16 protein-coding genes are annotated in these 12,127 nt (G+C 65.3%); 4 read left to right on the top strand and 12 right to left on the bottom strand.

The annotated features are described in order from the left end of the window. The 12 genes from flgH to EOD29_RS05015 form a co-directional block, all read right to left on the bottom strand. Positions 1-705: a flagellar basal body L-ring protein FlgH gene (gene flgH / locus EOD29_RS05070; RefSeq protein ID WP_067002405.1), complete on the bottom strand. Its 705-nt coding sequence runs from the start codon at positions 703-705 to the stop codon at positions 1-3. Further along, positions 702-1,235 (bottom strand): MotE family protein, encoded by a 534-nt coding sequence (locus EOD29_RS05065; protein ID WP_245457146.1) that lies wholly within the window; start codon positions 1,233-1,235, stop codon positions 702-704. The genes flgH and EOD29_RS05065 overlap by 4 nt, the downstream gene beginning before the upstream one ends. Before the next feature lie 62 nt (positions 1,236-1,297). Beyond that, entirely contained in the window at positions 1,298-2,539 is a 1,242-nt protein-coding gene (locus EOD29_RS05060) for a flagellar basal body P-ring protein FlgI (RefSeq protein WP_127216564.1), read from the bottom strand. Beyond that, complete coding sequence (gene flgA, locus EOD29_RS05055; protein ID WP_127246056.1) at positions 2,536-3,078, bottom strand: flagellar basal body P-ring formation chaperone FlgA; 543 nt, start codon at positions 3,076-3,078, stop codon at positions 2,536-2,538. Before flgA ends, EOD29_RS05060 begins: the two co-directional genes overlap by 4 nt. Positions 3,079-3,084: 6 nt before the next feature. After that, entirely contained in the window at positions 3,085-3,873 is a 789-nt protein-coding gene (gene flgG / locus EOD29_RS05050) for a flagellar basal-body rod protein FlgG (protein WP_067002397.1), read from the bottom strand. 9 nt (positions 3,874-3,882) lie between these two features. Continuing rightward, positions 3,883-4,212: a flagellar hook-basal body complex protein FliE gene (locus EOD29_RS05045; protein WP_095800438.1), complete on the bottom strand. Its 330-nt coding sequence runs from the start codon at positions 4,210-4,212 to the stop codon at positions 3,883-3,885. Further along, positions 4,212-4,628: a flagellar basal body rod protein FlgC gene (gene flgC / locus EOD29_RS05040; RefSeq protein WP_067326083.1), complete on the bottom strand. Its 417-nt coding sequence runs from the start codon at positions 4,626-4,628 to the stop codon at positions 4,212-4,214. The genes EOD29_RS05045 and flgC overlap by 1 nt, the downstream gene beginning before the upstream one ends. A gap of 2 nt (positions 4,629-4,630) precedes the next feature. Then, a complete protein-coding gene (flgB, locus tag EOD29_RS05035) occupies positions 4,631-5,011 on the bottom strand; it encodes a flagellar basal body rod protein FlgB (RefSeq protein ID WP_095823386.1) in 381 nt (126 codons plus the stop codon). A gap of 89 nt (positions 5,012-5,100) precedes the next feature. Continuing rightward, on the bottom strand, positions 5,101-5,760 hold the full coding sequence (locus EOD29_RS05030) for a hypothetical protein (RefSeq protein ID WP_095830734.1): 660 nt from the start codon (positions 5,758-5,760) through the stop codon (positions 5,101-5,103). Further along, a complete protein-coding gene (gene fliI / locus EOD29_RS05025) occupies positions 5,741-7,147 on the bottom strand; it encodes a flagellar protein export ATPase FliI (protein WP_127246055.1) in 1,407 nt (468 codons plus the stop codon). The genes EOD29_RS05030 and fliI overlap by 20 nt, the downstream gene beginning before the upstream one ends. A 4-nt stretch (positions 7,148-7,151) precedes the next feature. Continuing rightward, entirely contained in the window at positions 7,152-7,874 is a 723-nt protein-coding gene (gene flgF, locus EOD29_RS05020; RefSeq protein WP_067002386.1) for a flagellar basal-body rod protein FlgF, read from the bottom strand. Between the two features lie 7 nt (positions 7,875-7,881). Beyond that, on the bottom strand, positions 7,882-8,658 hold the full coding sequence (locus tag EOD29_RS05015) for a DUF1217 domain-containing protein (RefSeq protein WP_067326092.1): 777 nt from the start codon (positions 8,656-8,658) through the stop codon (positions 7,882-7,884). A 144-nt stretch (positions 8,659-8,802) separates the two neighbouring features. Between EOD29_RS05015 and motA the strand changes: the two genes are divergently transcribed. The 4 genes from motA to EOD29_RS04995 are packed head-to-tail and all read left to right on the top strand — an operon-like array spanning position 8,803 to position 12,125. Further along, on the top strand, positions 8,803-9,678 hold the full coding sequence (motA, locus tag EOD29_RS05010) for a flagellar motor stator protein MotA (RefSeq protein ID WP_095781161.1): 876 nt from the start codon (positions 8,803-8,805) through the stop codon (positions 9,676-9,678). A gap of 34 nt (positions 9,679-9,712) precedes the next feature. Beyond that, positions 9,713-10,648, top strand: coding sequence for a FliM/FliN family flagellar motor switch protein (locus tag EOD29_RS05005; protein ID WP_095800433.1), 936 nt, complete (start codon positions 9,713-9,715; stop codon positions 10,646-10,648). Between the two features lie 30 nt (positions 10,649-10,678). Further along, positions 10,679-11,065 (top strand): flagellar motor switch protein FliN, encoded by a 387-nt coding sequence (gene fliN / locus EOD29_RS05000; RefSeq protein WP_095800432.1) that lies wholly within the window; start codon positions 10,679-10,681, stop codon positions 11,063-11,065. A gap of 43 nt (positions 11,066-11,108) precedes the next feature. Further along, positions 11,109-12,125, top strand: coding sequence for a flagellar motor switch protein FliG (locus EOD29_RS04995; RefSeq protein WP_067326099.1), 1,017 nt, complete (start codon positions 11,109-11,111; stop codon positions 12,123-12,125). Positions 12,126-12,127: the final 2 nt, after the last annotated feature.

The raw sequence follows: 12,127 nt of genomic DNA, 5'->3' as shown, positions 1-12,127 counted from the left end.
CTAGAAAGGAAGAACCTGGTCGAGGATCTGCTGACCGTAGGCCGGCTGCTGGACCTCGCTCACGCGGCCGCGTCCGCCATAGGAGATACGTGCCTCGGCGATGCGCTCGTAGGGGATGGTGTTTTCGGCGCCGATATCGGAGGGACGCACCATGCCAGCGATGGTGAGGACCCGAAGTTCGTAATTGACGCGCACTTCCTGCGAGCCCCTGATCATCAGATTGCCGTTGGGCAGCACTTCGGTGACGACGGCGGCGACATTGAGCTCGAGATTCTCCGAGCGATTGATCTCGCCGTCGGCGTTGGTCTCGGTGCTGGAGCTCAAGCCGGCATCGCCCTTGCCGCTGGTGCTCTTGCCGTCCCAACCGAGCGTCACGTCGTAGCCGAGCTTGCGCGCGGCGGTGCGGCTGCGGTCGTTCTTGTTCTTGAAATTGGCCTTGTCGTTGAGCTTGATGTTGACGGTCAGGATATCGCCCTCGCGCAGCGCCCGCGGATCGGTGAAAAGCCTGCTCTGGCGATCATCCCAAAGCGAGAATTTCTTGACGGGTCTCGCCGGCGGCTCCGGATAGGAGTAGGGGGCAGCGCCGCCATTGCCGATGCCGGAGCCGACCGGTGAGAGCGCAGGCTCCCGGCCGACTTCCTTGAGGTCGGTGCCGCAGCCGGACAGTGCCGCGACCGCGACAAGGACGAGCAATTTCAACTTCATGACGGATCAACCCTTCGCGCCGCGCTGGCCATGATGCCGGTGAGCGTCGCCGCCGCCTTCTGGTCCATTTCGTTGAGGATGACACCGGCCTTGCGCGCATCGAGCTTCATCAGGATGGCCGCAGCGAGCTCGGCGTTGACCATTGCCAGGCGCTCGGCCGCGGCGTCTGGCTTCATGCCGGCATAGATCTTGACGACGCTCTCTTCGGCGCGCGCCAGGAATACCTCGCGCCGCTTCAGCCACTGCTCGTACTCGGCGCGTTTTGTCTCCAGCGCCTTCATGCGCTCGTCGATGCCTGCCTGGAGCTGCTCCAGCTCCTCGGCCTGCAACGCGTAGCGGCGGTCGCGAGCCGCATCGGCGATGTTGGAGCAGAAGCGCTGGATCTCGCTCTCGTCCCGCGCCTTCCCGCGCGCGAGATCAGCCGGCTGGGCCGGGGCCTGTCCGCCGGGCAGCACCTGGCGGACTTCTTCCGCGCGACCCGGAGTGCCGCCCATCAGCGCAGCGATCGCGACAGCGGCTATCAGCTTCATGGTCGTATGAAGTCTCGGGCGACGATGCGGGTTTGAGGAGAAGAGCTCCATCATCGGCATGCCTATTGGAGAACCAGGTCGGCCTGCAGGGCGCCGGCCGACTTGATGCCTTGCAGGATGGCGATGATGCCGTCGGGCTTCACGCCGAGACGGTTGAGACCGGAAACGAGCGTTTCAAGGTCGGGGCCGTCGAGCACGGCAACGCGGGCGTCGGGTCGCGAGGCCTCGATGGCGGTGAAGGGCTCGACCGCCGTCTCGCCCTTGGAGAAGGGCTCCGGCTGAACCACTTTCGGCGCCTCGGTGATGCGCACGGTGAGAGTGCCGTGGCTGATGGCGACGCGCGAGATCTTGACGTTGTTGCCGATGACGATGGTGCCGGTGCGCTCGTCGATGACGACGCGGGCAGGCGCATCCGACTCGACGACCAGGTTTTCGATCTCGGCATAAAAGCGCGCGGCCGATACGTTCTTCGGCCGTCTGATCTGCACGGTGCGGGCATCGCGCTCGGCCGCAACGCGCATGCCGAAGCGCTGCGAGGTGTAGTCGTTGATGGCGTCTGCGATGCGGATGGCGGTCGAGAAATCGGGATTGCGCAATTGCAGCGTCAGCACGCCCTGGTCGTCGAACTCGGCGGGCACCGAGCGCTCGACGATGGCGCCGTTCGGCACGCGGCCGGCGGTGGGCACGCCTTGCGTCAGCTGCTCGGCCTGGCCCTGGGCGGTGAAACCGCCCACGATCACCGAGCCCTGGCCGACGGCGTAGATCTCGCCGTCCGCGGCCTTGAGCGGCGTCATCACCAGCGTGCCGCCGGCAAGCGAGGTGGCATCTCCCATCGAGGAGACGTCGATGTCGATGCGCGCGCCCGACTGGACGAAGGGCGGCATGTTGGCGGTGACGATGACGGCGGCGACGTTCTTGGCGCGCGCGCTGCCACCTTCGGTGGCGATGCCGAGGTTCTCCAGCATGGCGCGGATCGACTGTTCGGTGAACGGCGAGTTGCGCAGGCTGTCGCCGGTTCCCGCCAGGCCGATGACCAGGCCGTAGCCGACGAGCTGGTTGTCGCGCGCGCTCTGCAGCTGGGCAATGTCCTTGATGCGCGCGGCGACCTGGCCGGGCGGCAGCGTGCTCGGTCCCGTCGAGACGCGGAACATGCGGTTGGTGGTGGCCGGATCGTATTCCGGATCGTCGTAAACGCCGCCATTTTTCTGCGCAAGTTCGCGCTTGGCCTTGGACGTGAGCCCATCGGCCAATGCGGGCTGAAGACCGATCGCGGCGCTCAGCAGAAGGGCAAAGACGCGCCTCACGATGCGCCGACCCGAATCGTGCCGTCGGCCATTACTGTGCCGGAAATGATCTTGCCGCTGTCGACATTGCGAATTTTGATGAGGTCGCCGGCGGCGCCCGGCTGCAGCGTGACGCCGGCGGCCGAGATGGTCAGCGCTCCGGCGGTGAAATAGACCTGCACCGAGGCACCCTGCTCGACCAGCCAGGCATCGCGGATCGCGGCCGCCGGAATGTAGCGGCCGGGCACGAGGGTGCGCTTGGCGACCTTGCCCCGAAGTTCCTCGGAGCGCGTCGCCATTCCGTCCGGCTTGTGCTTGCCCGGGACAAGCGTCACCTGCTTCAGCGCCGCAAGCTCGATCGTCTCGCCGGGATAGATGACCCGGTTGGGGATCAGCACGGCTTCGCCGACCGCTTGATTGGCGGCGAGCTGGTTGGCCGACTCCCCGGATCGCAAGGGAGATGGGCCCGTCTCTTGCGCAAGCGCCGGCACGCCGACGACCACCAGCGCAAGGGCCAGCACGGCGCGACGAAAAGCAGGGCAGGAAGCCGGCATGGCCATCGTCGGTTACCTGATGTTCTTTGAGACCACCGAGGCCATGTCGTCGGCGGCCTGGATGACCTTCGAGTTCATTTCATAGGCGCGCTGCGCCGAGATCAGCTCGGTGATTTCCTTGACCGGATCGACGTTGGAGGACTCCAGATAGCCCTGCTCGATGGTGGCGAAGCCCGGATCGCCTGGAACGCCGACATTGGCCGGGCCAGAGGCCGCCGTCTCCTGGAACAGATTGTCGCCGAGCGGCGCCAGGCCCGCCTCATTGGCGAAGTTGGCGATCTGAAGCTGGCCGAGAAGCTGAAGGTCGGTCTGGCCGTCGATACGGGCAAAGACCTGGCCGGTCTTGTTGACGATGACCTCGACCGCGTCGGTCGGCACGGTGATCGCCGGAATGACGGTGGCGCCGTCGGCGGTGACCAGCTGCCCGGTGGCATTGGTGTTGAAGGCACCGGCGCGGGAGTAGAGCGTGCTGCCGTCGGCGCCCTCGATCTGGAACCAGCCGCGGCCGGTCAGCGCCAGGTCGAAGCTGTTGCCCGTGCTGGTCAGCTCGCCCTGTGTATGGACGTTGCGCACGGCCGTCGTCTTGACGCCGAGGCCGATCGAAACGCCCTCGGGCACAAGCGAGGTGTTGGAGCGGTTGGGCACCCCTTGGGTGCGATCGACCTGGTAGAGCAGGTCGGAGAATTCGGCGCGCGCCCGCTTGTAGCCGGTGGTGTTGATGTTGGCGATGTTGTTGGCGATGACTTCCAGATTGGTTTGCTGGGCGTTCATGCCGGTCGCGGCGATGGCAAGGGCTTTCATGACGCGGTCCTAGATACTCATGCGGCTGATTTCGAGATAGGCCGAGACGACCTTGTCGCGGATGGCGATCGTCGTCTGCAGGGCCTGCTGGGCGCTCAGCACCGCATCGGCCACTTGGCGGGTGTCGGCGTCGCCTTTGAGCGCCTGGATCGACATCTGCTCGGCGTTCTGCAGCGTGTTGACGGTCTTGGTCGCAGCCTGGCTGAGAGCCTCCGCAAAGCTGCTGCCGACGCCTTCGCCTGCTTTGGTGCCGACACCGCCCTGAAGCAGGCCCGGCGAGGCGGCCTCCGTGCCGTCGATTGCCGGTTTGAACTGTAGTGCCCCGATACCGCCGATCATTACTGGTTCCTCATCAGGTCGATGGTCATGGAAATCAGATCGCGAGCCTGCTTGATGACCTGCAGGTTGGCCTCATAGGAGCGGTTGGCCTCGCTCATGTCGGCCATTTCGACCAGCACATTGACGTTGGGCATCTTCACGTACCCTTTTGCGTCGGCGGCCTCGTTGCCGGGCTGGAACTCGATCGGGAAGTCCGACGGGTCGCGCGCGATCGAGCTCACCTCGACCAGCGAACCACCGCTCGTCCGGTCGAGCTCGGACTGGAAGCTGATCGTCTTGCGGCGATAGGGATCGGCGCCAGGCGTGTTGCCCGTCGATTGCGCATTGGCGAGGTTCTCCGACACCACACGCAGACGCTCCGACTGGGCGCCAAGGCCGGATGCCGCGACTTTAAGGGCTGCGGTCAGGGCGTCCATGGTCAGCTCTTCACCACCATCGTCATCATCGAGTGGAAGGCTTTGACGATCGCCGTGTTGAGCTCGAAGGAGCGGCGCACTTCGCCGGCCTTCATCAACTCGTCCTCGAGCACCACCGTGTTCTTCGACGGCATTATCGAGCCCGTGACATCCTCCGGCTTGAGATTGAAGCCGGCATTGGTCCCCTCGGGGCCCAAATGGCCGGTCTGGGTGGCCGCCAGCGTCACCGCAGTCCGGTCGAGGACCTTTTCGAACGGTTCGACGTCGTTTGCCGTGTAGCCCGGCGTGTTGGCATTGGCGATGTTGGATGCGATCGCCGACTGGCGCACGGCTAGCCATTGCGACTGCCGGGTGGCGAGGTCAAAGAGGTTGACGGGTTCCATGGGACTCTCCGGGCGAGTACGCACAAGACTAGGCCGCCAGTCTTGCGCGGACCTTGCGCGGAGCGAGCCCGCGGCCCGTTACGAGGCCATTACCTGGAAAGCTGGATCACCTTGTTGGCATCGGTGACGATCACCCACTTGCCACCGCGCTGCTCGATCGCGGCGACGCGGCTGGAGTCCGGCAGGACGGAGCCGCGCTGGACGATCCACAGGCCGGTGTCGTCCTCGATCATTGCGCGGCCATTGGCAACATGCACCATCCTGAATTCCGCCGCGGCCGCAGGGAACGGCTGGTCGCCAGGCGCCGGCGGGGGTTCGTCCTGCACCGTTCCAGTGGCAAGGAGGTCGATATCGGCGTTGGGAACGTCCTTGGCCGTCAGCGGTCCGCTGCGTTCGGCCGCGACGCCGCCGCCCTCGCGTCCGGAATTGCTGCCGCTGCCGCCGAACTTGATGGTCTGGACGCCGAACTGCTCCTGGTTGAAAAAGATATACCAGGGAAACAGCGCGCAGATCAGGCCGAGCGTGATGCCGAGCGCTGCGACGACGAAATCGCTGCGCCGGTCCGCTTTCCTGTTGGCCAGGCGGGGGAACTGGGCCGGCGGCGGCTGCGGCCACTCCACCTTTTTCGGGAACAGGCCGTTGATGAGCGAGTCGCGGCTGGCGTCGGCCTCCTCGGCGGCCTTGGCCTCGGCAATCATCTCACGCAGCATGCGCTCGGTCTGTTGCAGGTCAGTCTCCTTGATCGCCATTCTGCTTCCCCTTGAGATGGCGGGCGAGATCGGTGAACGGATCGGCCGATGCGCGGTCCCTCGGCGACTGCGTGAGCGCCTCGTAGATCAGCGGCACCTGGCGCACGGCGATGTCGAGCTCGGCGTCGGCGCCCCCCTGATAGGCGCCGAGCAGACGGATGTCGCGCGTGTCCTCGAAGCGCGCGATCATCGCTTTCAGCCTTGTCACCAGCATGCGCTGCTCGGCGCTCCAGGCCTTGTCGGCGAGACGTGAGATCGACGACAGCGGATTGACCGGCGGGTAGCGTCCCTGCTCGGCGATCGCGCGGTCGAGCACGACGTGGCCATCGAGGATGCCGCGCACCGAATCGGCCACCGGATCGTTGTGGTCGTCGCCGTCCACCAGCACCGAGATGATGGCGGTGATCGAGCCTTTGCCCTCGGCGCCTGGTCCGGCGCGCTCGAGCAGCTTCGGCAGATCGGTGAAGACCGATGCCGGGTAGCCGCGCGCGACCGGCGGCTCGCCGGTGCCCGTCGCCACCTCGCGCAGCGCATGGGCAAAGCGGGTGATCGAATCCAGCACCAGGAGCACGCGATGGCCCTGGTCGCGGAAATGCTCGGCCACGCGCATGGCTGTGTCGGGCGCGCGCCGGCGCATCATGGCGCTCTCGTCGCTGGTGGCGACGACCGCGACGGTCTTGGCCATGCTGTCGGCGCCGATGGTGTCCTCGAGGAATTCGCGTACCTCGCGGCCGCGCTCGCCGATCAGCGCCACGACCACCGTGTCGAAGGCCTCGGCGCCGGCGAGCATGGCAAGCAGCGTCGACTTGCCGACGCCTGAGCCGGCGAAGATGCCGAGCCGCTGGCCGAAGCAGAGCGGCGTGAAGATGTCGATCACCCGCACTCCGGTCAGAAAGCCGGTGTCGACCCGCTGCCGCGACATGGCGCCGGGCGTCAATGTGTCGGCGCTGCCGGCGGCATTCGGCCTGACCAGCGGCGGGCCGCCGTCGATGACGCGAGTCAAAGCGTCGATGGCGCGCCCGCGCCAGGAAACATCCGGCGCGACCGCGAGTGGGCCGCGCCGGAAAACGGTGTCGCCGATGCCGGCATCGGCGTGGCGCTCGAACGGCGCGACCACCACCTCGTCGCGGCCTATCCTGACGATCTCGCCGCGGCGCGTGCCGGTCTTGCCGCGCTGCTCGACGATGTCGCCGAGCCTGGCAATGTCCGAAAGGCCGCGCACCTTGTAGTGAGTGGGCGAGATCTCGACGACGCGGCCGCCGCGGCTGAGCAGCGTTTCCGGGTTGTCGAACCGCCGCCAGATGCGTTCGAGCGCGGCCAGCCGATCCGTGGGACCGGCGTCTGCAAGCTTCTCAGGCGCGCGGAGCAGGGACGAGCCGTTCGCCATCCCGTTACTTGTCGCCGAGCGTCTTAATCGCATCGTCGGTGGACGAAGCACTCTGCCGGATCAGCGCAGCCGTATTCTCGAAGGCGCGCTGCACCTGGATCAGCCGGGTCATCTCCAGCACCGGATTGACGTTGGATTCCTCGAGAAACCCTTGAGCTACGCCGACATCGGAGCGGTCGGTGACCGGTTCCGGGGTCCGCGCGGGAACGATGCCCGAATTGCCGTAGCGGACGAAATTGGCGCCGGGGTCGAAATCGTAGAGGCCGATGGCGCCGACGAGCTGGTCGTTTTGGCGTAGCGAGCCATCGGCGCCGGCCTTGGGCGGACCGTTGCGCGGATCGAGCTGGATCGGCGCGCCGCCGCTGTCCAGCACCGGATAGCCTTCGATCGACATCAGCTCGCCGTTCTCGTTCATGGAGAAACGGCCGTCGCGGGTCATCACCGTGCCGGCCGGCGTCTCGATGGCGAACCAGGCGTCGCCTTGGATGGCGAAATCGAAAGGATTGCCGGTTTCGGTCAGCGAGCCGTGCGCGCTGGAAAGATAGGTCTTGCCGGAGGATGCGAAGGATACCGACTTCGGCCCGGTGCCGGAGACTACGTCCTCGAATTTCACGCCGGTGGCGCGAAAGCCGATGGTCGAAGCGTTGGCGACGTTGTCGGCGATGGTGTCGAGACGGCGTTCGAGCGCAATCTGCGAGGAGAGGGCGACGTAGAGACTGTCCTGCATGGTGTTCTCAGAACTTCAGCTTCTGCATGGCCATCATCAGATCGGTCGAGATGCCGACTGTCGTCGGTTGCGCGAACAGCACGCTGACCGAGGTCACGGCAGTGGTCGTCGGGTTGTTGATCTCCCACAGGCTGGTGAAGCGGGTAAGGAAGGTGTTCAGCTTGTCGGGATCCTTGAAGTCGGCGATATCGAGCTTCTGCTCGAACATCTGCGCCTGCTTGTCGATGTCGGCGGAGGCGATGGAGTCGGGCAGGCCGAGAGCCGTGCGCACCACGCTCGAAAGGGCCGTGTCGGCGAGCACGTCATACCAGCTGTTGATGTCAGGCGCCTTACGCTGGAAATAGAGCGCCAGCCGCACGCCCTGATTGGTCTCGCCGGCATTCTCCTCCAGCGTCTGGCGCATGTATTTGTCGACCGCGCCTTGCTGGGCGGAAGGATAGAGCGTGGCGGTCGAGCCGTAAGCCGCAAAGTTGAACGCTTTGACGAAGTCGGCGTAACGTTTGTCGCTCAGCTTGTTGGCGAAGCTGTCGGAGTCGGACACGCCTTCCTTGAGCGCCTTGACCATGAAGGCCTTGGCATAGGCCATGTCTTCCAGCCCGTACGCCTTCATCGCGTAGTTGAACAGCCGAGTGTTGTTGACGAAATCGTCGATGCTTTTGACGTTGCCGATATTGGCCAAATAGTAGTCGGTGTCACGCTTCACGACGGGCTGCGACTCGACCTGGTCGATTGCCTTTGGGATGTCCTTGGCGATGAGCTGATAGCTCGTATAGGTGTTCAACATCTGCGCCTCCGGCCGAAGCTTTCCGGTGACGATAGCGATGCTTCCTTGTGCGAGGCTGAATCGGTTTCCGCATCGCGATTCAAGCCTCACACAAGGCACGAGGACTATCCCTGATCCCCGACGTGACATGCGGAAGGACCTGTCGTGGGTATTCTGATCGGACTTGTGGTGACGCTTGGCTGCGTGCTCGGTGGCTTCATGGCCATGGGTGGGCATCTGCATGTGCTGATCCAGCCTTGGGAAGCGGTGGTCATCTGCGGCGCAGCGCTCGGCACTTTCCTCGTCGCCAATCCGATGAAGACGGTCAAGGACACCGGCAAGGGCATTCTCGAGGCCTTCAAGCAGGCCGTGCCGAAGGAGCGCGACTATCTCGAAACGCTTGGCGTCCTGCACAGCCTGATGCGCGAGTTGCGATCGAAGTCGCGCAGCGAGGTCGAGGCGCATATCGACAATCCGGAAGAGTCGGCAATCTTCCAGGCGTTCCCGACCGTGCTCAAGAACCACGACCTGACGCATTTTATCTGCGACTATTGCCGCATCATCATCATCGGCAATGCGCGCTCGCACGAGATCGAGGCGCTGATGGATGAGGAGATCCAGACGATCCGCACCGACAAGCTGAAGGCCTATCACGCGATGGTCGCGGTCGGCGATGGCCTGCCGGCGCTCGGCATCGTCGCGGCCGTGCTCGGCGTGGTGAAGGCGATGGGCGCGCTCGACCAATCGCCGGAAATTCTCGGCGGGCTGATTGGTGCTGCGCTCGTCGGAACCTTCCTCGGCATCTTCCTGTCCTATGCCGTGGTCGGTCCGGTCGCCACCAAGATCAAGACGGTGCGCGAGAAGAAGAACCGCCTCTATATCATCGTCAAGCAGACGCTGCTCGCTTACATGAACGGCGCCTTGCCGCAGGTCGCGATCGAGTTCGGCCGCAAGACCATCTCGTCCTATGAGCGTCCGACGATCGATGCCGTCGAGCAGAGCACGATGAGCACCGGCACCGCCGAGAAGAAGGCGGCCTGAGCATGCAGAACTTCAGCCGGGGCCGCTTGCCGTCATGACCAGTCCGGCAAGTCCGTCGCAAACCCGGGCTCTCATCATCGAGCGTCTCGTCGGCGACAGCGGCGAGGCCGCGCAGGTGATCGGCGTCGGCCGCGGCATGGCCGAGCGCTCGCTCCCGCTGCTGCAGAAAGCCCTTTCCGGAGAGCTTGGCGCGCCGGTCACCGTCGACCTGCAGGCGGTCGAAGTGGGACGTGTCCCCGATGCGCGTATGCGCGCGGGCGAAACCTTCGCCATGACCATCGTTCCGTCGCCGACGTCGGCCGACGCCATGACGCTCGTCATGGACGCGCCGGCGATCGCCGTCATGGTCCAGGCGCTGTTCGGCGGGGACCCGGATCAGCCGGTGGCGCCGATCGAGCGCGACCTGTCACAGATCGAGACCGACGTCGCCACCACCGTCTTCCAAGAGGTTGCGATGGCGCTGAACGGATCGGGCCGGCGTTCTCTCGAGCTGCGCCAGCCTGTCCCGAGGGCGATGTCCGGCAACGAGGCGAAACGGCGCGTGCTGCGCGACGGGGCGGCGGTTCGCATCATCTATGGCATCTCGACGCCGACCGACACCGGCACGGTGACGGTGATGATCCCGCAGCGAATCCTTTTGGCGACCCGCGGCGCCACCGCAGATCACGGCGGCGACCAGACGACGGAATTCGACTGGCGAGCCCGCTTTTCGGAAGAAGTGATGCGCTCGGCCGTGCGGCTCGAGGCCACCATGCCGCTCGCCCGGCTGTCGCTTGGCGATCTCGCCGCCTTCCAGCCCGGACAGGTGATCGAGTTCGAGGAAGATGCGCAACTGCAGGCAAAGCTCAGCGCGCGCGACAAGACGCTGTTTGTCTGCGAGTTCGGCAAGCTCGGACAGAACTACACGGTCCGCATCCGGCATCCCCACGATGGCGGGCAGGGTTTCATCGACGGATTGGTGCCGGGCTGAGGCCTGGCTTGGGATTATTGGAGACGAGGCATGGCAAAGACCAACTTGGAAGCCGAACCCGAAGCCGACCAGCCGGACGAGCAGCTCGACCGCGCCATCGAGGAATTGCGCGGCGTGCTGCGGGAGGAGGAGAACCGCCCCGACGCTGCCCTGCAGGCCGGCGCCAATTCCTCGATCATCATGACGATTCCGGTCGATGTGCAGATCATTCTGGGCAGCACCGAAATGCCGGTGTCGGAGCTAATGGCGCTGCAGAAGGGCTCGACGGTAGCGCTCAACCGCCGCATAGGCGAGCCGGTCGACGTGGTGGTCAACGGCCGCAGAATCGCGCGTGGCGAGATCACGGTGCTGGAACACGATCCGTCGCGCTTCGGCATCAGGCTTACCGAAATCAACGCTGCTACCAAGAGCGCCTGAGCATGGACGGCGAGAGCATTCACCGGCAGCGGAGCCAGGCCCAATGACGTCGTTGACGCTGACGCGCCCGCAAAAGGCCGCCGCCATCCTGGTGGCGATGGGCAAGCCCTCGGCCAGCCGGCTGCTCAAATTCTTCAAGCAGGAGGAGCTGAAGGCGTTGATCGAGGGCGCGCGGCTGCTGCGCACCATTCCGCAAACCGACCTGGAGCGCATCGTTGCGGAATTCGAGGCCGAGTTCACCGAGGGCGCAGGCCTGCTCGATTCGGCGGACCGGATGGACACGATCCTCAACGAATCGCTGTCGCCGGAGGAAATGAGCGCGATCATGGGCGAGAAGAAGTTCGAGCCCGCTCCTGAGGGACCGCCGCCGATCTGGCCGGATCTGGAAAAGCTCGAGCCGACGCGCCTGGGCACCTTCCTCGCCGGCGAACACCCGCAAACGTCCGCCATGGTGCTGTCGAAGCTTGCGCCGCAGACCGCGGCCAATGTGCTGCTGACGATGGAAAAGCCGATACGCAGCCAGATCATCAAGCGCATGGTGACGATGGCCAACATTCCGGATGCGGCAGCCAGGATCGTCGAGAACCAGTTGCGCGCCAGCGTGCTTTCGCAAAAAGCGACCAGGGACACCTCGGTCGGCCAGGAGCGCGTCGCCAGCGTGCTCAACGAGATGGCCAAGCCCGAGCTCGACGAACTCATGCAGGATCTGGAGGAAGCGGGCACGCCCGATCTGGCCGGGGTCAGGTCGCGGCTGTTTGCCTTCGACGACTTGCCGCTGCTCGCCCAGAAGGCGCGCGTGCTTCTGTTCGACGGGCTGTCGACGGAGCTCGTCACACTGGCTTTGCGCGGCGCGCCGGCGGAGCTAACCGAATCCGTGCTGTCGGCGATCGGCGCTCGCTCGCGCCGCATGATCGAATCCGAGCTCGGACAGGGATCGGAAGGTATCGCGCTGGCCGACATCATGGCGGCGCGAAAGACGATCGCCGTGGCGACCATTCGTCTCTCGCGGCAGGGAGCGTTCGAGCTTCCCTCGACGCAGACCACCGCCGAAGCCGCCTGACG

Source organism: Mesorhizobium sp. M1A.T.Ca.IN.004.03.1.1, assembly GCF_003997555.1.
GTDB lineage: Bacteria > Pseudomonadota > Alphaproteobacteria > Rhizobiales > Rhizobiaceae > Mesorhizobium.
The sequence above is the reverse complement of the archived record's forward strand: the minus strand, read 5'-3'. Positions and strand labels throughout refer to the sequence as shown.

Bases quoted from the DNA above. Each gene is read 5' to 3' on its own strand.
- EOD29_RS04995 (WP_067326099.1), top strand. From the start codon at position 11,109: ATGACGTCGTTGACGCTGACGCGCCCGCAAAAGGCCGCCGCCATCCTG.
- fliI (WP_127246055.1), bottom strand. From the start codon at position 7,147: ATGGCGAACGGCTCGTCCCTGCTCCGCGCGCCTGAGAAGCTTGCAGAC.
- flgC (WP_067326083.1), bottom strand. From the start codon at position 4,628: ATGGACGCCCTGACCGCAGCCCTTAAAGTCGCGGCATCCGGCCTTGGC.
- flgB (WP_095823386.1), bottom strand. From the start codon at position 5,011: ATGGAACCCGTCAACCTCTTTGACCTCGCCACCCGGCAGTCGCAATGG.
- EOD29_RS05015 (WP_067326092.1), bottom strand. From the start codon at position 8,658: ATGTTGAACACCTATACGAGCTATCAGCTCATCGCCAAGGACATCCCA.
- fliN (WP_095800432.1), top strand. From the start codon at position 10,679: ATGGCAAAGACCAACTTGGAAGCCGAACCCGAAGCCGACCAGCCGGAC.
- flgH (WP_067002405.1), bottom strand. From the start codon at position 705: ATGAAGTTGAAATTGCTCGTCCTTGTCGCGGTCGCGGCACTGTCCGGC.
- EOD29_RS05005 (WP_095800433.1), top strand. From the start codon at position 9,713: ATGACCAGTCCGGCAAGTCCGTCGCAAACCCGGGCTCTCATCATCGAG.
- EOD29_RS05045 (WP_095800438.1), bottom strand. From the start codon at position 4,212: ATGATCGGCGGTATCGGGGCACTACAGTTCAAACCGGCAATCGACGGC.
- flgA (WP_127246056.1), bottom strand. From the start codon at position 3,078: ATGGCCATGCCGGCTTCCTGCCCTGCTTTTCGTCGCGCCGTGCTGGCC.
- EOD29_RS05065 (WP_245457146.1), bottom strand. From the start codon at position 1,235: ATGAAGCTGATAGCCGCTGTCGCGATCGCTGCGCTGATGGGCGGCACT.
- EOD29_RS05030 (WP_095830734.1), bottom strand. From the start codon at position 5,760: ATGGCGATCAAGGAGACTGACCTGCAACAGACCGAGCGCATGCTGCGT.
- flgG (WP_067002397.1), bottom strand. From the start codon at position 3,873: ATGAAAGCCCTTGCCATCGCCGCGACCGGCATGAACGCCCAGCAAACC.
- flgF (WP_067002386.1), bottom strand. From the start codon at position 7,874: ATGCAGGACAGTCTCTACGTCGCCCTCTCCTCGCAGATTGCGCTCGAA.